General features: G+C 66.5%; 16 protein-coding genes. 12 read left to right on the top strand and 4 right to left on the bottom strand.

The features are described from left to right. Positions 1-85: 85 nt before the first annotated feature. Genes infB through typA form a run of 4 tightly spaced genes read left to right on the top strand, consistent with a single transcriptional unit; the run spans position 86 to position 6,171 of the window. The gene (gene infB / locus JL37_RS29530) at positions 86-3,136 is read left to right on the top strand and encodes a translation initiation factor IF-2 (protein ID WP_043549029.1); all 3,051 of its coding nucleotides are present in this window, start codon (positions 86-88) and stop codon (positions 3,134-3,136) included. 23 nt (positions 3,137-3,159) lie between these two features. Next, complete coding sequence (rbfA, locus tag JL37_RS29525) at positions 3,160-3,561, top strand: 30S ribosome-binding factor RbfA (RefSeq protein ID WP_043549028.1); 402 nt, start codon at positions 3,160-3,162, stop codon at positions 3,559-3,561. 38 nt (positions 3,562-3,599) lie between these two features. Beyond that, positions 3,600-4,331 carry a tRNA pseudouridine(55) synthase TruB gene (gene truB / locus JL37_RS29520; protein ID WP_043549027.1) on the top strand — a complete coding sequence of 244 codons (732 nt, stop codon included), beginning with the start codon at positions 3,600-3,602 and terminating at the stop codon, positions 4,329-4,331. A 16-nt stretch (positions 4,332-4,347) separates the two neighbouring features. Further along, positions 4,348-6,171, top strand: a complete 1,824-nt coding sequence (gene typA / locus JL37_RS29515; RefSeq protein WP_043549026.1) for a translational GTPase TypA — start codon at positions 4,348-4,350, stop codon at positions 6,169-6,171. 96 nt (positions 6,172-6,267) lie between these two features. Here the strand turns inward: typA and JL37_RS29510 are convergent, their stop codons facing one another. Further along, a complete protein-coding gene (locus tag JL37_RS29510; protein ID WP_043549024.1) occupies positions 6,268-7,191 on the bottom strand; it encodes a LysR family transcriptional regulator in 924 nt (307 codons plus the stop codon). A 126-nt stretch (positions 7,192-7,317) separates the two neighbouring features. On the opposite strand from JL37_RS29510, the gene JL37_RS29505 reads away from it, so the two are divergent. Next, positions 7,318-8,301, top strand: coding sequence for a tripartite tricarboxylate transporter substrate binding protein (locus JL37_RS29505; protein WP_043549022.1), 984 nt, complete (start codon positions 7,318-7,320; stop codon positions 8,299-8,301). Positions 8,302-8,469: 168 nt separating this feature from the next. Continuing rightward, positions 8,470-9,897 (top strand): M20 family metallopeptidase, encoded by a 1,428-nt coding sequence (locus JL37_RS29500; protein ID WP_043549021.1) that lies wholly within the window; start codon positions 8,470-8,472, stop codon positions 9,895-9,897. A gap of 659 nt (positions 9,898-10,556) precedes the next feature. Here the strand turns inward: JL37_RS29500 and JL37_RS29495 are convergent. Further along, a complete protein-coding gene (locus JL37_RS29495) occupies positions 10,557-11,183 on the bottom strand; it encodes a TIGR00730 family Rossman fold protein (RefSeq protein WP_043549020.1) in 627 nt (208 codons plus the stop codon). A 64-nt stretch (positions 11,184-11,247) separates the two neighbouring features. Here JL37_RS29495 and polA point away from each other — a divergent pair, with 64 nt between their 5' ends. From polA to JL37_RS29480, 3 genes are all read left to right on the top strand, one after another. After that, positions 11,248-13,965, top strand: a complete 2,718-nt coding sequence (gene polA / locus JL37_RS29490; RefSeq protein ID WP_043549017.1) for a DNA polymerase I — start codon at positions 11,248-11,250, stop codon at positions 13,963-13,965. Positions 13,966-14,080: 115 nt separating this feature from the next. Continuing rightward, the gene (locus tag JL37_RS29485) at positions 14,081-14,920 is read left to right on the top strand and encodes a ZIP family metal transporter (protein WP_043549015.1); all 840 of its coding nucleotides are present in this window, start codon (positions 14,081-14,083) and stop codon (positions 14,918-14,920) included. 47 nt (positions 14,921-14,967) lie between these two features. Then, entirely contained in the window at positions 14,968-15,756 is a 789-nt protein-coding gene (locus JL37_RS29480) for a dienelactone hydrolase family protein (protein ID WP_043549014.1), read from the top strand. Positions 15,757-16,200: 444 nt separating this feature from the next. Here JL37_RS29480 and JL37_RS29475 read toward each other — a convergent pair whose 3' ends face one another. Further along, a complete protein-coding gene (locus JL37_RS29475; RefSeq protein ID WP_043549012.1) occupies positions 16,201-17,862 on the bottom strand; it encodes a Na/Pi cotransporter family protein in 1,662 nt (553 codons plus the stop codon). Positions 17,863-18,039: 177 nt separating this feature from the next. Here JL37_RS29475 and JL37_RS29470 point away from each other — a divergent pair, with 177 nt between their 5' ends. Continuing rightward, positions 18,040-19,431 (top strand): L-serine ammonia-lyase, encoded by a 1,392-nt coding sequence (locus JL37_RS29470; RefSeq protein WP_043549009.1) that lies wholly within the window; start codon positions 18,040-18,042, stop codon positions 19,429-19,431. A gap of 219 nt (positions 19,432-19,650) precedes the next feature. On the opposite strand, the gene htpX is transcribed toward JL37_RS29470, so the two are convergent. Then, entirely contained in the window at positions 19,651-20,532 is an 882-nt protein-coding gene (gene htpX / locus JL37_RS29465) for a protease HtpX (protein ID WP_043549007.1), read from the bottom strand. 151 nt (positions 20,533-20,683) lie between these two features. Here htpX and JL37_RS29460 point away from each other — a divergent pair, with 151 nt between their 5' ends. Beyond that, on the top strand, positions 20,684-21,538 hold the full coding sequence (locus JL37_RS29460; protein ID WP_043549005.1) for a DMT family transporter: 855 nt from the start codon (positions 20,684-20,686) through the stop codon (positions 21,536-21,538). Between the two features lie 37 nt (positions 21,539-21,575). Continuing rightward, the gene (locus JL37_RS29455; protein WP_043549004.1) at positions 21,576-22,427 is read left to right on the top strand and encodes a sulfurtransferase; all 852 of its coding nucleotides are present in this window, start codon (positions 21,576-21,578) and stop codon (positions 22,425-22,427) included. The last annotated feature ends 10 nt before the right edge of the window (positions 22,428-22,437 follow it).

The following is a 22,437-nucleotide window of genomic DNA, read 5'->3' as shown; positions in this document are numbered from 1 at the left end:
ACGGGTCTGCGGCGGATGGATGCGTCCATCCTTTCCGCAAGTTCACGTTGTTTGTAATAGCTGCATATAGGGAAGAGAGAGCCTAATGTCGAGTAACACCGTCGCCCAGTTCGCTACCGAGCTGAAAATGCCTGCCAATGTGCTGCTGGATCAGCTGCGCTCGGCCGGCGTTGACCTCAAATCGGTGGACGATGCCGTCACCGACAGCGACAAGGCGAAATTGCTCGAATCGCTGCGCCGCGCCCACGGCGCAACCGAAGGCAAGAAGATCACCCTGACGCGTCGCCAGACGTCCGAGATCCGGCAGGCCGATGCCACCGGCCGCTCGCGCACGATCCAGGTCGAAGTGCGCAAGAAGCGCGTGTTCGTCAAGCGTGATCCCTCCGAAATCGCCCTGGAACAGGCCGCGTCCGCGCGCGCCGAAGATGAAGCCTCCGTCGAAGAGGCGCAGCAGGTGTCCGCGCCGGCTGCCCCCGAGGCTCCTGCCGTGGCCGAACCTCGCGAGGCCGCGCCCGCCGTCCAGGCGGAGGCTCCCGCCCCCGCCAAGGCGGAAGAGCCCGCTGCTGTAGAAGCGCCCGCGCCGGTAGAAGCGCCCGCGCCTGTTGAATCCGTCGCGGCCGAAGTGCCCGCCCCCGTCGAGGCGAAACCCGCCGAGGTCCAGGCCCAGCCTGAACCCGAACCGACGCCGGCGCCTGCTCCTGCCGAACCCGTGGCCCAAGAGGCCAAGCCCGAAGTCAAGACCGAATCCACCGAGCCCAAGGCTGAAGAAGCCAAGCCGGAACCCGTTGTGCTAGCCAATAAGTCCGAACCAACTTCCTCCCAGGCCGCCGCGCCTGCCGCCCAGGCCGAGCAGCCTGCCGCGAAGTCCGAACCCGTCAAGGCCGCCGCGCCCCAATCGGCCGCTCAGCCTGCCGCCAAGGTGGGCAACCGCGCCGACAATCGCCGCGCGGCGCCGCCGCTGGCGGCCTCCGCCTCGTCGACGGCCGCTCGCGATGAAGCCCGCCGTGCCGCCGAGGCCGAAGCCGCCGCCCTGCGCGAGATGCTGAATCGCCCGCGCAAGGTGCTGCGCGCTCCCGAGCCGGAGGCGCCCGCCGCCGCGCCGATCTCGGGCACGCTGCACAAGCCGGCCGGCAAGCCCGGCGCTCCTGGCGCCAAGAAGGACGCCAAGCCCGCCGCTCCCGGCAACAAGAAGACCATCAAGACGGCCGAAGTCGCTTCGACCTGGTCCGACGACGCTTCGCGCAAGAAGCCCGCGGACAAGGCAGCCGCTCCGGCCAGCCGCGACGGCTGGCGTGCCGGCGGCAAGGGCGGCAAGGGTGGCGGCCGAGGCGGCCGCAACCAGCAGAACGATCGCCGCAACGAGCCGGCGCCGCAGGAATTCATCGCGCGTGAAGTCCACGTGCCGGAAACCATCAGCGTGGCCGACCTGGCCCACAAGATGTCCGTCAAGGCGGCCGAAGTCATCAAGCAATTGATGAAGCTGGGCCAGATGGTCACCATCAACCAGGTCCTGGACCAGGAAACGGCCATGATCGTGGTCGAGGAACTGGGCCACGTCGCCATCGCCGCCAAGCTGGACGATCCGGAAGCCTTCCTGGACGAATCGGCCGCCGGCACCGAGGCAGAAATGCTGCCGCGCGCCCCGGTCGTTACCGTCATGGGCCACGTCGACCACGGCAAGACTTCGCTGCTGGACTACATCCGCCGCGCCAAGGTCGCCGCGGGCGAAGCCGGCGGCATTACGCAGCACATCGGCGCCTACCACGTCCAGACCGAGCGCGGCATGGTCACGTTCCTGGATACCCCGGGCCACGAGGCGTTCACCGCCATGCGTGCCCGCGGCGCCAAGGCCACCGACATCGTCATCCTGGTCTGCGCGGCCGACGACGGTGTGATGCCGCAGACGCGCGAAGCCATCCACCACGCGAAGGCCGCCGGCGTTCCGATGGTCGTGGCCATGACCAAGATCGACAAACCCACCGCCAACCCCGACCGCGTCAAGCAGGAACTGGTCGCCGAGGAAGTGGTGCCGGAAGAATACGGCGGCGACGTGCCGTTCGTGTCGGTATCGGCCAAGACCGGCGAGGGCATCGACGACCTGCTCGAGAACGTGCTGCTGCAAGCCGAAGTGCTGGAATTGAAGGCGCCGGTCGATGCGCCCGCCAAGGGCCTGGTGATCGAAGCCCGCCTCGACAAGGGCCGCGGCCCGGTCGCGACCATCCTGGTGCAAAGCGGCACCCTGCATCGCGGTGACGTGGTGCTGGCCGGCGCAAGCTTCGGCCGCGTGCGCGCCATGCTGGACGAGAACGGCAAGCCCATCCAGGAAGCCGGCCCGTCCATCCCCGTCGAGATCCAGGGCCTGACCGAAGTGCCGGCCGCTGGCGACGAACTGATGGTTCTGTCCGACGAGCGCAAGGCACGCGAGATCGCGCTGTTCCGCCAGGGCAAGTTCCGCGACGTCAAGCTGGCCCGCCAGCAGGCCGCCAAGCTCGAGTCCATGTTCGACAACCTGGGCGAAGGCACGCAGACCCTGGCGCTGATCGTGAAGACGGACGTCCAGGGTTCGCAGGAAGCGCTGGTGCAGTCGCTGACCAAGCTGTCGACCGACGAAGTGCGGGTGCAGGTCGTGCACGCCGCCGTGGGCGGCATCTCGGAAAGCGACATCAACCTGGCCATCGCGTCGAACGCCGTGGTGATCGGCTTCAACGTCCGCGCCGAAGCCAGCGCCAAGAAGCTTGCCGAGACCAACGGCATCGATGTGCGCTACTACAACATCATCTACGACGCCGTGGACGAGGTGAAGGCGGCCATGTCGGGCATGCTGGCGCCCGAGAAGAAGGAAGAGGTCATCGGCCTGGTCGAGATCCGCGAGGTCTACAGCATTTCGCGCATCGGCAATATCGCCGGCTGCATGGTGCTCGACGGCCTGGTGCGTCGCGACTCGCAGGTCCGCCTGCTGCGCAACAACGTGGTCCACTGGACCGGCCAGCTCGATTCGCTGCGCCGCTTCAAGGACGACGTCAAGGAAGTCAAGTCGGGCTTCGACTGCGGCCTTACGCTGCGCGGCAACAACGACATCCAGGTGGGCGACCAGCTGGAAGTCTTTGAAATCAAGGAAATCGCGCGTACGCTGTAAGGCGTCGCGAGGCATTATTTCTAATGAGCCGTCACAAGTCCAAAGCCATTCCCGGCCGCAATCTGCGGCTGGCCGACCAGATCCAGAAGGATCTGGCCGGGATCATCCAGCGCGAGATCGACACGACCCGCGCTGGATTGATCACGCTCTCTGGTGTGGAACTGTCGACCGACTACGCGCACGCGAAGGTGTATTTCACGGTTTTGGGCGCCGAGCCCGAAGCCGCGACCACCTTGCTGAACGAGAAGGCCGGCTGGCTGCACTCGCAGCTCTACAAGCTGTTGCACATTCACACTGTCCCCACTTTGCGTTTCATCCACGACGAGCAGATTGCCCGTGGCATCGAAATGTCGATCCTGATCGACCGCGCAAACCGGCCCGGCCCGCACTCGGGCGTGCCCGACGAACCTGAAGACCAGTCCTGATCGGGCTGTCGTCACTGCTTTACTACCGGATTCCGACGATGGCTAAACGACGCGGGCTTACGCTCGACGGTGTGCTGTTGCTCGACAAACCCGTGGGTTTGTCGAGCAACCACGCGCTGCAGCGCGCCAAACGTGCCATGGATGCGGCGAAAGCCGGCCATACGGGCACTCTGGACCCCTTCGCCACCGGCCTGCTGGTGTGCTGCATGGGCAAGGCAACTAAAATTTCCGGCGCGATGCTCAACGCCGACAAGGCATATCGCGCTACGCTGCAATTTGGGTCGGAAACCGACTCCGGCGACCTGACAGGCAACGTGGTGTCCACCGCCGAGCCCGGCTTCGCCGTGGACGAGCAGGCGCTGCGCGAAGCGCTGTCACGTTTCTCGGGCACGATCGAACAGATTCCGCCCATGTATTCGGCGCTCAAGCGCGATGGCAAGCCCTTGTACGAGTACGCGCGCGCCGGCATCGAGCTGGAGCGGCCGCCGCGCCAGGTCACGATTTACCGCATCGAACTGCTATCCCTGAGCGGAACGCAGGCAGAGATCGATGTGGCATGCAGTAAAGGCACATACATCCGCACTCTGGCCCAGGACATCGGGCGCGTGCTGGGCTGTTACGCCCACCTGACGGCGCTGCGGCGCACGCACGTCGGGCCCTTCTCTCTGGAACGCGCCGTTGCGCTGGAAGCCTTGCAGGCCATGCCAGACCCCAAGCAGGCATTGCTTGCATTGAACGAATTGCCGGCGGGCTTGCTGCCCGCCACCTGACCTTAAAGGACTAGCTATGACTCGCGCCCTGCGCAACGTCGCCATCATCGCCCACGTCGACCACGGTAAAACGACCCTGGTCGACCAGCTGCTGCGCCAATCCGGCACCTTCCGCGAAAACCAGGCGCTGACCGAACGGGTCATGGACTCGAACGACCTGGAAAAAGAGCGCGGGATCACCATCCTGGCCAAGAACTGTGCCGTTGAATACCAAGGCACGCACATCAACATCATCGACACCCCGGGACACGCGGACTTCGGCGGCGAAGTCGAACGCGTGCTGTCCATGGTGGACGGCGTGCTGCTGCTGGTGGACGCGGTCGAAGGCCCCATGCCCCAGACCATCTTCGTGACCCGCAAGGCGCTGGCCCTGGGCCTGAAGCCCATCGTCGTGGTCAACAAGGTGGACCGCCCGGGCGCCCGCACCGATTTCGTCATCAACGCCACGTTCGACCTGTTCGACAAGCTGGGCGCCACCGATGAGCAGCTGGACTTCCCTGTGGTGTACGCCTCGGGCCTGTCGGGCTACGCCGGTCTGAACCCGGACGTGCGCGAGGGCGACATGCGCCCCCTGTTCGAAGCCATTCTCGAGCATGTGCCGCAGCGCGACGACGATCCCAACGGTCCGCTGCAGATGCAGATCATCTCGCTGGACTACAACAGCTACGTCGGCAAGATCGGCGTGGGCCGCATCAACCGCGGCCGCATGCGCCCCGGCATGGAAGTGGCCTACAAGTTCGGTCCCGAGGGCCAGGGCGGCCGCGGTCGCATCAACCAGGTGCTGAAGTTCCATGGGCTGGAGCGCGTGGTGGTGGATGAGGCCGAAGCCGGCGACATCGTGCTGGTCAACGGTATCGAGGAACTGGGCATCGGCTGCACGGTGATGGATCCGGTGACGCAGGAAGCGCTGCCGATGCTGCGCATCGACGAGCCCACCCTGACCATGAACTTCATGGTGAACACCTCGCCGCTGGCCGGCCGCGAAGGCAAGTTCGTGACCAGCCGCCAGCTGCGCGACCGCCTGGACCGCGAACTGAAGTCCAACGTGGCGCTGCGCGTGCGCGACACGGGCGACGACACGGTGTTCGAAGTGTCGGGCCGCGGTGAACTGCACCTGACGATTCTGCTGGAAACGATGCGCCGTGAAGGCTATGAGCTGGCCGTGTCGCGCCCGCGCGTGGTGTTCAAGGAGATCGACGGCGTGAAGTGCGAGCCGTTCGAGTCCCTGACCATCGACGTCGAAGACGCCCACCAGGGCGGCGTGATGGAAGAGCTGGGCCGCCGCAAGGGCGATCTGCAGGACATGCAGCCGGACGGCCGCGGCCGCACCCGCCTGGAATACCTGATTCCGGCCCGCGGCCTGATCGGTTTCCAGAACGAATTCCTGACGCTGACGCGCGGCACCGGCCTGATGAGCCACATCTTCCACGAATACGCGCCCATCAAGGAAGGCTCGATCGGCGAGCGCCGCAACGGCGTGCTGATCAGCCAGGACCATGGCGACGCCGTGGCCTACGCGCTGTGGAAGCTGCAGGATCGCGGCCGCATGTTCGTCAGCCCGGGCGACGCGCTGTACGAAGGCATGATCATCGGCATCCACAGCCGCGACAACGACCTGGTCGTGAACCCCATCAAGGGCAAGCAGCTGACCAACGTGCGCGCCTCGGGCACCGACGAAGCCGTGCGCCTGGTTCCGCCGATCCAGATGTCGCTTGAGTACGCAGTCGAGTTCATCGACGACGACGAACTGGTGGAAATCACGCCCAAGTCGATCCGTCTGCGCAAGCGCTACCTGCTCGAAAACGAGCGCAAGCGCGCGGCTCGCGAAGCCGCCGTTTGATGAGAGGGGCGATCGCCCCTTTTATGCGCGGCAACAAGACCGCCTCCTCATGGGGAGGCGGTTTTTTTTGAGTTCGCGGCCAGGCCTGGATGAGCCCTAGCGGCTCAGCCACTCCAGGAAGTCCCGGCCGGGGCCGCGGTCGCGGACGACCGCGCCTATCGGCTGGAACGAGCCCGGCGAGGCGATGGACAGGCGCTGGAAGTGCCCGCGCTGGATGTACCAGTTGGCCAGGGTCAGCGGCGCCATCGCCAGGGCCTGCTGGGCCTGCATGACGGCGATCAGAAGCGGCATGGGCGGGGCGGCGCTGGCCAGCCTGCACAGGCGCGGAACGACGCCGGCGTGTTCGAAGAATGCCTTGAATACCGCATGGATGGCCAGTTCGGGGCGCGGTTCGATCCAGAGCTGGCGAGCGACTTCCGCTGGCGTGGGCGCGTCGCCGACTTTCAGCAAGGGATGGCCCGGCGCGGCGACGATCACGGCCTCGTCCTGCTGCAACGGCACGAATTGCAGGCCCGTGGGGACTGCGTCCGGCTGCCGGCACAGCAGCATGTCCAGGCTGCCGTTGGCTGCCTGCGGCAGCAGTTGCTCGCGGCTGCCTTCCACGATTTCGACCTGCAGTTCCGGGCGTGCCGTCATGTAGGCCGGCAGGCGCTCGGCCAGCAGGCCGCCGCTGGCCGCCGGAATGGCGCCCACACGCAGATAGCCGGTGGCGCCTCGGCGCAGGGCGGCGACGGAGTCGGTGGAGGCCCGCAGGGTCGTCAGCATGCCCTGCGCGCATTCCGCCATGAGCTGGCCGCTGTGCGTGGGCCGCATGCCGCGCGCGTGGCGCTCGAACAGGCGCACGCCCAGCAGCTCTTCGATGTCGGCGAGCGCATGCGTGGCCGCGGGCTGGCTCATGCCGATGTGGCCGGCGGCCTGCTGGATGCTGCCGAGTTCGGCGATGCCGGCGAGCAGCTGGAGGTGGCGCAGGCGGCCTTTGGCGAGCAGGCGGGCCAGGAGAGTGGCTGGAGCGACGTCCATGAGGGCGATTCTAGATATTCAAAATATGAATATATCTACGCATTAATGTATTTGAAATAAGGATATGCCCTCGCCACAATGCAGCGATTCCTTTCAAAGCTTCCTTCCCCAAGGAGTGGCCCGTTCATGAAGTACCGCCTGCTGCATATCCTTGTCTGCGCCGTAACCATTGGCGCGTGTTCCCTGGCCGCCGCCGAGGGGATGTACCCGTCCCAGCCGGTACGCCTCATCGTGCCCTTCGCGCCGGGCGGATCCACGGACGTGCTGGCCCGCGCGGTGGCGGACGGTCTGCGCAAGGAGCTGGGCCAAAGCGTAGTGGTGGAAAACCGCGCCGGCGCCGGCGGCCTCATCGGAACGGAAGCCGTGGCGCGAGCCGAAGCGGACGGCTATACGCTGGGCATGGCGACGGTCAGCACAATGGCCGTCAACCCGCTGCTGTACGGCACCAAGCGGGTCGATCCGGCGACGCAACTGACGCCGGTGGCCTCGGTGGCGACGGTCCCCGTGGTGTGGATGGTGAACCCCGCATTCCCCGCGCAGGATTTCGCGCAGTTCCTGGCCGAACTGCGGGCGCACCCGGGCAAGTATTCCTACGGTTCGCCGGGAGTGGGTTCGCTGGGGCACCTGAACCTGGCGGCCATGAACGCCGATCTGAAGGTGGACGTGCTGCACGTGCCGTACCGCGGCATGGGGCCGGCGCTGACGGCGGCGGTGGGCGGGGAAGTGCAGGTGCAGCAGGACCAGTACGCCTCGGCGCAATCGCTGATCAAGGCCGGCAAGCTGCGCGCGATCGCCGTGTCTGCGCCCGCGCGGCTGCCGGACATGCCGGAGCTGCCCACCTTGGCGGAGCTGGGCTACCCGCAGTTGAACGCCTTGGGCCAGACCTGGTTCGGATTGGTCGCGCCCGCAGGGACGCCCGACGCCGCCGTGCAGCGCTTGAACCTGGCCGTGGGCCGCGCGTTGGCCGATCCCGCGCTGGTGCAGCGCCTGGCCACCCTGGGCGCGCAGCCCGACGCGGGCACGCAGCAGGCCTTCGCCGAACGCATTGCGCGGACGCTGGCCGCCAACCGGAAAATCATTGAAACTGCCGGAATCAAGCTAGACGAGTAGGCAGGGCTTTTCCCGCCGGGCCTCCCCAAGACAAAAACGCCCCTTGGGGGCAGCAAACCCGCAAGGCGGGTGCAGCGGGGCTTTTTATTGGAGGTCCGGCTCCTGGCGGCGCAGCAGGGCCCTCGCCCGCGGCAGCCGGCTCACACGACACCAGCCACAGGAGAAACCATGGGTGCCATCGACAAACTCGCGCCGTTCATCGACGCGCGCAGCGAGCGTTACGCGGATCTGAGCGACCGCATCTGGAGCCTGGCGGAATTGCGCTACGACGAGCACAAGTCCGCCGAACTGCACATCGCGATGCTGGAAGAGGCGGGCTTCCGCATTACGCGGGACGCCGCCGGCATTCCCACCGCATTCGTGGCCGAGGCCGGCAACGGCGGCCCGGTGATCGGCATCCTGGGCGAGTACGACGCGCTGTCCGGGCTGAGCCAGGAAAGCGGGGCGTACGCCTGCATGCCCTCGCCGGAAACGCCCAGCGGCAACGGCCACGGCTGCGGCCATCATTTGCTGGGCACGGCCGCGCATTTCGCTGCGGTGGCGGTGAAGGAATTCCTGGAGGCCAACGGGCTGCCCGGCACCATCCGTTTCTACGGCTGTCCGGCGGAAGAGGGCGGATCGGGCAAGACCTTCATGGCGCGGGCGGGCCTGTTCGACGATCTGGACGCGGCGCTGACCTGGCATCCGGCTTCGCACACGGGGATATTCCACCAGTCCTCGCTGGCCAACATCCAGGCCTATTTCCGCTTCCGCGGCATCGCCGCGCATGCGGCGAACTCGCCGCACCTGGGCCGCAGCGCGCTGGACGCGGTCGAGCTGATGAACGTGGGCGTGAACTACCTGCGCGAGCACATGGTGCCGGATGCCCGGGTGCACTACGCCGTGACCAATAGCGGCGGGATTTCGCCCAATGTGGTGCAGGCGCGGGCGGAAGTGCTGTACCTGGTGCGCGCGCCCATCAATTCCCAGGCGGCCGAACTGTACGGGCGCGTGCAGAACGTGGCGCGCGGCGCGGCGCTGATGACGGGATGCGAACTGGAGATCGTCTTCGACAAGGCGTGCTCGAACTACATCCCCAATGGGGTGCTCAACGAGATCATGTACGCCAACATGCAGGCGCTGCAAGGACCCGCCTACACGGAAGGCGAGCAGCAGTCCGCGCGCCGCATGTGGGATGCGATCTCCGAGGACGACATCGACAACGCCGGCAAGAACCTGGGCGCGGTGCTGCGCAATCCCACGCCGCTGTTCCAGGGCGTGGCGCCCTACCAGCCGGGCAAGATCGAGATCACCTACGGATCCACCGATGTCGGCGACGTGAGCTGGGTCACGCCTACCGCGCAATGCTGGGGCGCGTGCTACGCCTACGGCACGCCTTTCCATTCCTGGCAGATGGTGGCGCAGGGAAAGATGTCCATGGCGCACAAGGGCATGGTGCACGCGGCCAAGATCATCGCGGCAACCGCCGCCGATCTCTATTCCCGCCCGCAGGACCTGGCGCGCGCCAAGGCCGAACTGATGGAAACCCGGCGCGGACAGCCTTATGTCTGCCCTATCCCTGAGGATGTGCTGCCGTCGTTCATGCGAAAAGGGTAGGGAAGCGAGGCGGATCTTCCGTATGGGTGTCAGTCGCGTTATGGCTTGCGCAAGTGTCTGACACCCGTACGAGCGGCCCTCCCGGGCTGAAATCGATGCTTCCCGGGTGTCAGACACCCAGGCGAACTGGCTTCAGCGTGACGGGCATCTCGTACGGGTGTCAGACACCAGGTCACGCGCTGGCACGCGCAAGTGTCTGACACCCGTACGAGACGCGCTTCCAGGTTGAAACCGATGCTTCCCGGGTGTCAGACACCCAGGAGAACTGGCTTCAGCGTGACGGGCATCTCGTACGGGTGTCAGACACCAGGTCACGCGCTGGCTTGCGCAAGTGCCTGACACCCGTACGAGGCGCGCTTCCGGGTTGAAACCGATGCTTCCCGGGTGTCAGACACCAGGTCACGCGCTGGCTCGCGCAAGTGTCTGACACCCGTACGAGACGTGCTTCCGGGTTGAAACCGATGCTTCCCGGGTGTCAGACACCCAGGAGCGCTGGTTTCAGCGTGACGGGCATCTCGTATGGGTGTCAGACACTGCATCTCCCAGAACGTGCATCTGGTAGGGGCGTCGGGCGCTCCCCGGCGGCAGACACTGCCCTGCGCCGTCCTGGTTCATGCGAGGGTCGACGCGGCCATCCCTGGGGATGGCCGGTGTCCGGTTCAGGCCGGCAGGGACGGCGCGTATTGCGCGTCGGAATTGACCTTGGTGTGGAATTCCACCACCTTGCGCACCACCTTGACCGGATCGTCCTCGATGATGAAAAGATCCAGGTCGTGCGCGCCGATCATGCCATTGGCCAGCACCTGACTGCCCAGCCAATCGACCAGGCCGTACCAGTATTCGCTGCCCACCAGTACGATAGGGGCGGGCGGGACCTTGCCGGTCTGGATGAGCGTCAACGCTTCGAAGAGTTCATCCAGGGTGCCGAAACCGCCAGGCATCGCCACATAGGCGAAGCTGTGCATGAAAAACGTAGCCTTGCGGGAGAAAAAGTACTCGAAAGAAAGGCTGATGGTCTGGTATTCGTTGTTGTGGGCTTCGTGCGGCAGGCTGATGTTCAGCCCGATGCTGGTGCCGCCTGCTTCGAACGCGCCCTTGTTGGCTGCCTCCATGATGCCGGGACCGCCACCGGCGATTACCGCGAATCCGGCTTCGGCCAGGGCGGCCGAGATCGCGATGGTGGTTTCGTAGTGAGGGGAATTACGGCTGACTCGCGCACTTCCGAAGACACTGACCGCAGGCCCGATGTTCGCGAGCTTTTCTGCCGCCGTCCGTATCTCTGACATAATCAGCGGAATTTGTTTGTTGGCGGGTGTTTCCGCGGCTATTGCCATATCTGCCTTTGTAACCATGAAAAAAACCTTATTACTGGTCGACGGTTCAAGTTACTTGTACCGCGCTTTCCACGCTATGCCTGATTTGCGCAACGCGCAAGGCGAACCCACGGGTGCGCTCTACGGCGTGGTGAATATGCTGCGCAAGCTTGTATCTGATCATAAGGCAGAGTATGCCGCATGTATTTTCGATGCCCGCGGCAAGACGTTCCGGGACGATATCTACCCTGAGTACAAGTCCCATCGTCCTCCCATGCCGGAAGACCTGGCGTCGCAGATCGAGCCCATCCATCGCGCGGTGCGTGCGCTGGGCTGGCCGGTGCTGGCCATCGAGGGGGTCGAAGCCGACGACGTGATCGGCACTCTGGCCAAGCGGGCCGCCGAGCACGACGTGCACACCATCGTGTCCACCGGCGACAAGGACCTGGCGCAGTTGGTGAACAGCCATGTCACCCTGGTCAATACCATGAGCGGGGAAGTGCTGGATGAGCCCGGCGTGGTGAACAAGTTCGGCGTTCCGCCCGACCGCATCGTCGATTACCTGATGCTGGTGGGCGATACGGTGGACAACGTCCCTGGCGTGACCAAGGTGGGCCCGAAGACGGCCGCCAAATGGATTACGGAATTCGGCTCCATCGAAAAGCTGGTCGAAGGTGCGGACGGGATCAAGGGCGTCGCAGGCAACAATCTGCGCGACGCCATTCCCAAGTTCCCCCTCACGCGCCAGCTGTTGACCGTGAAATGCGATTGCGACCTGGCTGGCCACGTCGATGGCGTCGACGACCTGACGCCCCGTCCGCGCGACGACGCCGCACTGACCGAAATCTACGAACGCTACGGCTTCCGCACCTGGCTGCGCGAGCTGACCGGCGACGTCGAACGCGTGCCCGCGGGAGACGCGCGCATCGCTCACGACGCGCCCGCCGCGCCCACGGAGCTGGACTACCAGATCCTTTCGGATTGGGCTGCTTTCGACGCCTGGATGGAACGGCTGGAAGGAGCGTCGCTGGTAGCGCTGGACACCGAGACCACGTCGCTGGACGAAATGCAGGCCCGCCTGGTGGGCATGTCGCTGGCGGTGGCTCCTGGCGTGGCGTGCTACATCCCGGTTGCCCACCGCGGCCCGGATGGCGCGGCCCAATTGCCCAAGGACGAGGTGCTGGCGCGGCTGAAGCCGTGGCTGGAGGATGCTACGCGCGCCAAGCTGCTGCACCACGCCAAGTACGATACGCACGTGTTCGCCAACGAAGGCATCCGGCTGTCCGGCGTGGCCGAGGACACCATGCTGCAGGCTTATGTGCTGGAGTCGCACCGTGGCGTGGGCCTGAACGATCTGGCCCAGCGCTATCTCGGCCGTAGCGGCGTGTCCTACGAGGACCTGTGCGGCAAGGGCGCCAAGCAGATCGGCTTCGACGAGGTGGCGGTCGACAAGGCCGGCCACTATGCCGCCGAGGATGCGGATTTCACCCTGCAATTGCACCAGGTGCTGCGTCCGATGGTGGCGGCCGACCAGGGGCTGAACCGCATCTATCTGCTGGAAATGCAGGTGTCGGCGGTGCTGACCACGATCGAGCGCAACGGCGTCAAGGTGGATGCCGCCGAGCTGGGGCGGCAGAGCCACAAGCTGGGCCAGGAGATGCTCCAGCTCGAACAGAAGGCGTACGCCCTGGCGGGACAGCCGTTCAACCTGAATTCCCCCAAGCAGCTGGGCGAGATCCTGTTCGGCCGCATGGAGTTGCCGGTGGTGCGCAAGACCGCCAGCGGCGCGCCCTCCACCGACGAGGAAGTGCTGAGCAAGCTTGCCCAGGATTACCCGTTGCCGCAGGTCCTGCTGGAGTACCGCGGCCTATCCAAGCTGAAGTCCACCTACACGGACAAGCTGCCGCGCATGATCAATCCGGATACGGGGCGCGTGCACACGCACTATTCGCAGGCCGCCGTGATCACGGGGCGCCTGGCCTCGTCCGATCCCAATCTGCAGAACATCCCGGTGCGCACCGAGGCCGGGCGCCGCGTGCGCGAGGCGTTCGTGGCCGAGCAGGGCATGTTGCTGTCGGCCGACTATTCGCAGATCGAGCTGCGCATCATGGCGCACGTCTCGGACGACGCCAACCTGCAGCGCGCCTTTGCCGCGGGCGAGGACATCCACCGCGCCACGGCGTCGGAGGTGTTCGGCGTGGCGCTGGCGGATGTATCCGCGGAGCAGCGCCGCGCGGCCAAGGCCATCAACTTCGGCCTGATCTACGGCATGGGGGTGTTCGGCCTGGCGTCCAACCTGGGTATTACGCGCGACGCCGCGCAAGCCTACATCGACCGGTATTTCGCCCGTTATCCGGGCGTGGCGATGTACATGGACGACACCCGCCGGCGCGCACGCGAGCAAGGCTATGTGGAAACCGTCTTCGGCCGCCGGCTGCAATTGCCGGAAATTCGGGGCGGGTCAGGTCCGCGCCGCCAGGCGGCCGAGCGCGCGGCCATCAATGCGCCCATGCAGGGCACCGCGGCCGACCTGATCAAGATGGCCATGGTTGCGGTTCAAAACTGGCTGGACGCCGAAAAGCTCCAGACGCGCATGATCATGCAGGTGCACGACGAACTGGTGCTGGAAGCGCCGGACGCCGAACTGGAGCTGGTCAAGGCCACGCTGCCCGGCCTGATGTGCGACGTGGCCACCCTGCGCGTGCCGCTCGTCGCCGAAGTGGGCGTAGGCAAGAACTGGGAGCAGGCCCACTAGGGCAGGCCTCCGCGCTGGCCGATCGATGGGCCGCCCCTGGGGCGGCCCATTTCCGCTTTTGGGATTGCAACAATATAATGTTGCGCTTCCCCCGCCTATAAATACGTCCCCCAAAATGTTGCTGCTCTGGGTCCTGCTCGCCACCGTCACAGGCGGGCTCATCGCGGTGCTTGTCGCCAGCTGGCTGGCCTACAAGGTCTTCGCGCAATACCTGCACCACATGGTGAGCCTTTCGGTGGGGGTGCTGCTGTCGGTAGCCCTGCTGCATCTCTTGCCGGAAGCATTCGAGACCGGCGTGGCCGACGCCCATGTGCTCTTCGGCTTGATGCTGGCGTCCTTGATCGGCTTCTTCGTGCTGGAGAAGATCGCGCTGCTACGGCACAGCCACCATCACGAGGGCGACGGCCATCACCACCACAAGGGGCACGACCGCCACGAAGCGGGCCGCGGCGGCGTGCTGATCCTGATCGGCAGCTCGCTGCACAACCTGTGCGACGGCGTCCTGGTGGCCGCGGCTTTCCTGACGGACCCGCTGCTCGGCGTGCTGACGGCCGCGTCCATCATCATCCACGAAGTGCCGCACAAGCTTGGCGATTTCGTCGTGCTGCTCAACGCGGGACTGGCGCGCCGCCGCGCCTTCGCCCTGATCCTGTTCACCAGCTTGTGTTCAGCCGTGGGCGGCATAATAGGGTACTTCGTGCTGCAGCAGGCGCAGGGTTGGGTTCCGTATATTCTGGTGGTTGCCGCGAGCAGCTTCCTCTATATCTCGGTGGCCGACCTGATGCCGCAGATGCACGAGCGGGTATCCCTGTCCGACGCCGTCCCGCAGTTGCTGCTGGTCGGGGTGGGCGTGGCGCTGATCTACAGTGTGACGACGCTGATGCACCATGGGCACGACCATGGCGCCGAAGCGGGCGTGGAGGCGCCTCACTCGGAGCATGTCCACCGGCACTAGGACGATCTTGGATATCCGGCCTTGTCGACCCAACACAGGAGTTCTCCATGAGTTTTTCCGCCGCAGCCGGCAATGTCGCTCCCACCGTGATCCATACGGACACCCAGGGACTGGTCCACGGGGATTTCAGGCTGCCCGTGGCCGACGGATCGATCGACGCCTACTACGCCGCGCCCGAAGGCAAGCGTGACCTGCCCATCGTGCTGGTGGTGCAGGAGATCTTCGGCGTGCACGAGCACATCAAGGATTTGTGCCGCCGCGTGGCCAAGGCGGGCTACCTGGCCGTGGCCGCGAACCTGTACGAGCGCCAGGGCGACGCCTCGGCCTACACCGATATCCCCAAGCTCATCTCGGAACTGGTCAGCAAGGTACCGGACGAGCAGGTCTACGCCGACCTGGACGCCAGCGTGGCCTGGGCCGCCCAGCACGGCGGGGACGCCAAGCGCGTGGCGGTGACGGGTTTCTGCTGGGGCGGGCGCCTGACCTGGATGTACGCGGCGCGCAATCCGGACGTGAAGGCCGCCGTGGCCTGGTACGGCAAGCTCAGCGTGGGCCATGGCCCTCTGATCAAGCGCGTGGCTTTCGACGTGGTGAACGAGCTGCACGCTCCGGTCCTGGGCCTGTACGGCGCCAAGGACGCCAGCATCCCGCTGGCCGACGTCGAAACCATGAAGGCCAAGCTGGCCGCAGGCAACGACAACGCCAAGCGCTCGGAATTCGTGGTGTACCCCGATGCTGACCACGCCTTCCTGGCGGACTACCGGCCCAGCTACAAGGCCGAGGCGGCAAAGGACGGCTGGCAGCGCATGCTGGACTGGTTCAAGCGCTATCTGTAGTGCAGGTGTCTCGTGCGGGGCGGGTGTCTGACACCCGGGAACACCGCTTCCAGCCTGGATGAGCATCTCGTACGGGTGTCAGACACTACTCTCGGAGGGCAGCGTCGGGACCCGCGCCGCTGGCGGGGAGCCCTAAAGCGGGCACAGCTCCTTTGGGGGCAGCAAGCTCGCAAAGCGCGCGCAGCGTGGGGGCCCGCGCCGCCGCCAGGCCGCCCTAAGGTGGCGCAGCCCCGTTGGGGGGCAGCAAGCGCGCAAAGCGCGCGCAGCGTGGGGGCCGGCGCCGCCGCCAGGCCGCCCTAAGGCGGCGCAGCCCCGTTGGGGGGCAGCAAGCTCGCAAAGCGCGCGCAGCGTGGGGGCCGGCGCCGCCGCCAGGCCGCCCTAAGGCGGCGCAGCCCCCTTGGGGGGCAGCAAGCGCGCAAAGCGCGCGCAGCGTGGGGGCTCTCTTCAATTTCCCGCTTCGCGCAGGCGGCTGGGCAGCAGCTCGCCGTGGCGGGCGAGCAGGGGATAGGCCGCGGCGCCCACCAGGTGCGAGTTGATGCCCTTCATGTCGCGCAGGATGTCCAGGTAGAGCGCGCCCACTTCGGCCGCGTCGACCTCGCCGGCCTTGATTTTTTGCAGATGCGTGTCCGCGGCGGTGGTTTCTATCGTGCGGAAGCGCGCCTTTTCGCCCGCCAGAGAGCGAGCCTGGCGCAGGTCGTCGTTGACGAACAGGGCGGCGGCCGTGCGCTGGTTGGCGATGAGCTGGCCCAGCGTTTCATCCAGGTTCGCGCGCTGTTCCGGCGAGAAGGTCCAGCCCTGTTTGCGCAGCTTGGCGACGTGGCTGAGCAGGCCGTGGTGGGCGATGTCGCCCGCATGGCCGACGTTGCTGATGAAGGCCAGGATGTCGTCCAGGCGCTGCAGATCCTCGCGCGTCATGTTTTCCTGGTCCAGCGTGGCCAGGTAGGTCGTAATGGCGTTTTCCAGCTTGTCCAGGGCGCTGTCCAGCTGGCGCGCCTGCACCATGCGGTGGCGGTTGTCGCGCTTGAAGCCCGCGCGGGCGTATAGCAGCAGGGTCTGCAGCATGTCGGCCATGCGCAGGCCTTCACGCGCGGCGTTGCCCAGGGCGACGGCGGGCACGTCGTGGGCCCATTCGTCCAGGTACTGGGGGCGGGAAGGATCGTTCGGATCGGCGCGCTTGGGCAGCCAGCGGGTGAGCAGGGCGGCGTAGGGTGTCAGCAGCGGCAGGAACACCAGGGCGATGACGGCGTTGAACAGCGTGTGGAAGTTGGCTACCGCGCGGGCGGGGTCGTTTGCCAGGTCGCTCATCAGCGGTTGCAGGTAGGGCAGCAGGATCAGTCCGGCCAGCACGCCGATCACCCGGGTAAGCAGGTTGCCCAGCGGCAGGCGGCGCGCGGCGGGGTCGTCTCCGGTGACGCCTTCGATCATGGGGTTGATGGCGGTGCCCAGGTTGGCGCCCAGCACCAGCGCGAACGCCACGTGCGGCGCCACCATGTGGTGGGTGGCCAGCGACATCACCAGCACGACCACGGCCACGCTGGAGTGCGCCGCCCACGTGAAGGCGGCCGACAGCAGCACGGCGGCGACCGGCTGGGTCGACAGCGCCTCCAGGATCATGCCCAGCATCGGCGCGGTCTGGAAGGGCTGGAACAGTTCGACCAGCTGGTGCAGGGACAGCAACAGGAGGCCCAGGCCGATGAATACCCGGCCCAGGTCGCGAGTGCGTCCCGGCGGATAGCGGCGGAACATCCAGACTCCCGCCAGGATCAGGATGGGGGCGAGCGAGGTCAGGTCGAACGACAGCAGCTGGACGATGAGCGTGGTGCCCACGTTGGCGCCCAGCATGGCGGACAGCGCCGGCACCAGGCTGACGACCCCGCCGGCCGCGAAGCCGGTGATCATCAGGCCCGTGGCGGTGCTGCTCTGCAAGGCGGCGGTGATGCCCAGGCCGGCGGCGAAGGCCCGCAAGCGGGTGCCCAGCGCCCGGCCCAGCGCCGCGCCGAGCGCGGCCCCGAAGGCGCGTTGCACGCCCGTTTGGACCATGTGCACGCCCCAAAGCAGGAGGGCGACGTAGCCGGCGAAGTCAAGCAGCGTGATAAGTCCGGACATCCTGGGGTGTTTCCATTCTTTTTATGACAAGAAATAATTCTGTAATGATCGCATGCGGGGACAGGGCTGGGGAACCTGTCCCCGCAATACAGCATACGCCCGCCAGGGCTTTGCTGCGCGCGTCATGGGCAGCGCGTATCATTGCCTGACCATTCGTCAGATGTACTGGAGTTTTGCGTGGCGGTTTCCGTATTCGACCTGTTCAAGATAGGCATAGGCCCGTCTAGCTCCCATACGGTGGGGCCCATGCGGGCGGCCCTGTTGTTCGCCCAGGGACTGGAGCGCGACGGCCTCATGCCGCGCGTGGCTTCCGTGCGCGCCGAGCTCTACGGGTCGCTGGGCGCCACGGGCAAGGGCCACGGCACCGACAAGGGCGTGCTGCTGGGCCTGATGGGCGAAGCCCCCGACACCGTGGATCCCGCCGCCATTTCCGGGATGATCGCGTCGGTGCGGGCCAGCCGCCAATTGCCGCTGCTGGGGCGCTACCCTGTCCCCTTCGTGGAAAAGGAACACATGATGTTCTACCGCCGCGAAGCCATGGCGGAGCATCCTAACGGCATGAAGTTTCACGCGTTTGACGCCGAGGGCGAGCCGCTGCGCGAGTCCCGCTACCTGTCGGTGGGCGGCGGCTTCGTCGTGACGGCCGGTGCGTCGAACAGCCAGGTCATCGCGGCGCATGACCAATTGCCCTATCCGTTCAGGATGGGCCGGGAGCTGCTGTCCATGTGCCGCGAAAGTGGCCTGTCGGTGGCCCAACTGATGATGAGGAACGAACTCACCTGGCGGGACGAGGCCGAGGTGCATGCCGGCCTGGACCGCATCTGGCAGGTGATGCAGGAATGCGTATCGCGAGGCTGCGGCATCAATTACCCCGAAGCTGACGGCGAACTGCCCGGCCCCCTGCGCGTGCGCCGCCGTGCGCCCGAGCTCTACCGCAACCTGACGCAGCGCGCCGAGCGCACGCTGTCGGATCCCCTGTCGGTCATGGATTGGGTCAATCTGTACGCCATGGCGGTCAACGAGGAGAACGCCGCCGGCGGCCGCGTGGTCACGGCGCCGACCAACGGCGCGGCGGGCATCATCCCCGCCGTGCTGCACTATTACGACCGTTTCGTGCCGGGATCCAACCGCGACGGCGTGCGGGATTTCCTGTTGACGGCGGCGGCCGTGGGGCTGCTGTACAAGTACAACGCATCGCTTTCAGGCGCCGAGGTCGGCTGCCAGGGCGAGGTCGGCGTCGCGTGTTCGATGGCGGCGGGCGGCCTGGCCGCGGCCCTGGGCGGTACGGTGGAGCAGGTCGAGAATGCGGCCGAGATCGGCATGGAGCACAACCTGGGCCTCACCTGCGATCCCGTGGGCGGCCTGGTGCAGATTCCCTGTATCGAGCGCAACGCCATGGCGTCCATCAAGGCCGTGAACGCGGCGCGCATGGCGCTGCGCGGCGATGGCCAGCACTATGTATCGCTGGACTCCGTCATCAAGACCATGCGCGAAACCGGCGCCGACATGAAGACGAAGTACAAGGAAACGGCGCGCGGCGGCCTTGCGGTGAACATCGTCGAGTGCTGAGGTAGGGCCCCCACGCTGCGCGCGCTTTGCGCGCTTGCTGCCCCCCAAGGGGGCAGCGCCGCCTTAGGGCGGCCTGGCGGCGGCGCGGGCCCCCACGCTGCGCGCACGCTGTGCGCTTGCTGCCCTTCAAGGGGACTGCGCCGCCTTGGGGCGGCCTGAAGATGTAAAAAGCCCCTTGAGCAGCGCTCAAGGGGCTTTTTACCGTTCGGCAGGCGCCCGTCAGATCATGCGGGCGTTTTGCAGCGCGGCGATGCGGGCCGGAATCGGGGGGTGCGAGGCGAACATCGCGGCGATGCCGCCCTTGCCGGTGATGCCCGAGGCTTCGAAGGACTTGGGCAGGTCGCCGGGTTCCAGGCCGCCCAGGCGGGCGAGGGCGCGGATCATGGGTTCGCGGGCGCCCATCAGGTGGGCCGAGCCTGCGTCGGCGCGGTATTCGCGCTGGCGCGAGAACCAGGCGACGATGATCGAGGCCAGGACGCCGAAGATGATTTCACAGACCAGCACCGTGATGTAGTAGCCGGCGCCCACGCCGCGCTCGTTCTTGAATACCGCGCGATCGATGAAGTAGCCGACCACCCGGGCCAGGAACACGACGAAGGTGTTCACCACACCCTGGATCAGGGTCAGCGTGACCATGTCGCCATTGGCGATGTGCGCCACTTCATGGGCCAGCACCGCGGCGACTTCCTCTTCGCTCATGCTTTCCAGCAGCCCGGTGGACACGGCGACCAGCGAGTCGTTCTTGAACGCGCCGGTAGCGAAGGCGTTGGGGGCGCCTTCATAGATGGCGACTTCCGGGCGGCCGATGCCGGCGCGGTCGGCGAGCTGGTGCACGGTGTCGACCAGCCAGGCCTCGCGCTGGTTGCGGGGTGAGTTCGGGTCGAGCACCTGCGCGCCCGTGCTCCATTTGGCCATCGGCTTGCTGATCAGCAGCGAGATGATGGCGCCGGTGAAGCCCACCACCAGCGAGAAGATCAGCAGGGCGTTGAGGTTCAGACCGTTGGCGGTGATGTAGCGGTCTACGCCCAGGATGCGCAGCGTGGCCGACAGCACAAGCATGACGGCCAGGTTGGTGATGACGAAAAGGATGATGCGTTTCATGTTGTTTTGTTCCTCTGCGAGCGGGAATTGCCAAAATTCGACATGGCGGCGGCCCGCCAGTTCCCCGAGCCGGCGGCACCGCTCCGGTGACGGAGAGTATAGTATCGCTTTCCCCTATTTCCTCTCACTTTCCCTTAGCGCAGATCCCCCCATGCAGGCTCTCTGGATGTTATTGGCGTCCGCCATGTTCGCCATCATGGGATCGTTCGTGAAGCTCGGTACCGAGCATGGCGCGTCGTTGCCGCAAGTGGTGCTTTTCCGCGGCCTGCCTTCGGTCATCCTGCTGCTGATCTGGGCCCGTGCCGGCCGCCAGTCCATCATCCCGACCAGCTGGCGGTTGCACCTGTGGCGCAACCTGTCCGGCGTCACCTCGATGTGGCTGGGCTTTTTCGCCATTTCCCACCTGCCCCTGGCCACGGCCACCAGCCTGAACTACACGGCGCCGCTCTTCATCGCCTGTTGGATGCTGGGCTGGGGCGGCGCGCAGCGCGACCCGGTGCGCATCGTGGCGGTGGCATTGGGTTTCCTGGGCGTGATCGCGGTATTGCGGCCCAGCATCAACGACGACCAATGGTTGGCCGCGCTGCTGGGCATGGGGGCGGGCGCCATGTCGGCCATCGCCATGATGCAGATCCGCCAGCTGGGCCGCATCGGCGAGCCCGAATGGCGCACCGTGCTGTTCTTTTCCGTGGCCGTGTGCGTGTCCAGCCTTGCCGGGCTGGCTTTCGAGGGCTGGGGCCAGGCCGACTGGACGGGCTATCTTTCGCTGGTGGGCGTGGGGGTGGCAGGCCTGTTCGGCCAACTGGCCATGACGCGGGCGTTCGGCATGGGCTCCGCGCTGCTGACGGCGGCCCTGCAATACAGCACCATCATTTTCGCGGCCTTGTTGGGCATGGGCCTGTGGGGCGACCATCTCGACGCCCTGGCCTGGGCTGGCATGGGCCTGATCATTTTCGCGGGCCTGCTGTCGGTGTGGCGCACCATGCGCGACCCCAAGGCGGCCTGACCCGCGGCCGCCCTCATTTCATACAGGAGCACACCGAATGACGATGACACTGATTTCCGCGGCCCGCCTGGCCGAGCGTCTGGACTCGCCCGATGTCCGCGTGTTCGATGTGCGCCACGATCTGACCAATCACGCGGCGGGCCGGCAGGCCTATGAGGCCGGCCACATCCCCGGCGCCCGCTACCTGGACCACGAAACCGAGCTGTCCGCGGCCCGCACCGGCAAGAATGGCCGTCATCCATTGCCGTCCCGCGCCGAGTTCGGCGCGCTCATGGCCGCCCACGGCGTGACGCCCCGGACCCTGGTGGTGGCCTACGACGCCAGCGGCGGCATGTACGCTGCGCACTTGTGGTGGATGCTGCGCTGGCTGGGGCACGGCCAGGCGGCCGTGCTGGACGGCGGCTGGCAGGCCTGGACCGCCGCCGGCCTGCCCACCACGACCGAAGCCGCTGCCGCCGTGCGCGCGGGCCAGCCGGCCGAGCCGGGCCCCTCGCTGGCCGGTTCGGTGGACGCCCAGGCCGTGCTGGACAACATCGCGCGCCCGTCGTTTACCGTGATCGACGCGCGCGCGGCCAACCGCTACCGCGGCGAGGTCGAGCCCATGGACCCCGTTGCCGGCCACATCCCGGGCGCGCTGAACCGTCCCAACGGCGAGAATCTCCAGGCCGACGGCCGCTTCAAGCCGGCCGAACAGCTGCGCGCCGAATTCGCCAGCCTGCTGGACGGCCGCGATCCCGCGTCCATCGTGCATCAGTGCGGTTCGGGCATCACGGCCTGCCACAATCTGCTGTCCATGGAGATCGCGGGCCTGTCCGGTTCGAGCCTGTATCCGGGGTCGTGGAGCGAGTGGTGCAGCGATTCGTCCCGTCCGGTGGCCAAGGGCGCGTAGGGCGTGAAGA

Origin of the sequence: Achromobacter sp. RTa (assembly GCF_000757485.1) — a bacterium.
In the GTDB taxonomy this organism is placed as follows: domain Bacteria; phylum Pseudomonadota; class Gammaproteobacteria; order Burkholderiales; family Burkholderiaceae_B; genus Achromobacter.
The sequence above is the reverse complement of the archived record's forward strand: the minus strand, read 5'-3'. Positions and strand labels throughout refer to the sequence as shown.

Coding starts and splice junctions, on each gene's coding strand:
- JL37_RS29510 (WP_043549024.1), bottom strand. CDS start 7,191: ATGGACGTCGCTCCAGCCACTCTCCTGGCCCGCCTGCTCGCCAAAGGC.
- JL37_RS29460 (WP_043549005.1), top strand. CDS start 20,684: ATGCAGGCTCTCTGGATGTTATTGGCGTCCGCCATGTTCGCCATCATG.
- JL37_RS29485 (WP_043549015.1), top strand. CDS start 14,081: ATGTTGCTGCTCTGGGTCCTGCTCGCCACCGTCACAGGCGGGCTCATC.
- JL37_RS29500 (WP_043549021.1), top strand. CDS start 8,470: ATGGGTGCCATCGACAAACTCGCGCCGTTCATCGACGCGCGCAGCGAG.
- typA (WP_043549026.1), top strand. CDS start 4,348: ATGACTCGCGCCCTGCGCAACGTCGCCATCATCGCCCACGTCGACCAC.
- htpX (WP_043549007.1), bottom strand. CDS start 20,532: ATGAAACGCATCATCCTTTTCGTCATCACCAACCTGGCCGTCATGCTT.
- JL37_RS29455 (WP_043549004.1), top strand. CDS start 21,576: ATGACGATGACACTGATTTCCGCGGCCCGCCTGGCCGAGCGTCTGGAC.
- JL37_RS29505 (WP_043549022.1), top strand. CDS start 7,318: ATGAAGTACCGCCTGCTGCATATCCTTGTCTGCGCCGTAACCATTGGC.
- rbfA (WP_043549028.1), top strand. CDS start 3,160: ATGAGCCGTCACAAGTCCAAAGCCATTCCCGGCCGCAATCTGCGGCTG.
- JL37_RS29495 (WP_043549020.1), bottom strand. CDS start 11,183: ATGTCAGAGATACGGACGGCGGCAGAAAAGCTCGCGAACATCGGGCCT.
- JL37_RS29475 (WP_043549012.1), bottom strand. CDS start 17,862: ATGTCCGGACTTATCACGCTGCTTGACTTCGCCGGCTACGTCGCCCTC.
- polA (WP_043549017.1), top strand. CDS start 11,248: ATGAAAAAAACCTTATTACTGGTCGACGGTTCAAGTTACTTGTACCGC.
- truB (WP_043549027.1), top strand. CDS start 3,600: ATGGCTAAACGACGCGGGCTTACGCTCGACGGTGTGCTGTTGCTCGAC.
- JL37_RS29480 (WP_043549014.1), top strand. CDS start 14,968: ATGAGTTTTTCCGCCGCAGCCGGCAATGTCGCTCCCACCGTGATCCAT.
- infB (WP_043549029.1), top strand. CDS start 86: ATGTCGAGTAACACCGTCGCCCAGTTCGCTACCGAGCTGAAAATGCCT.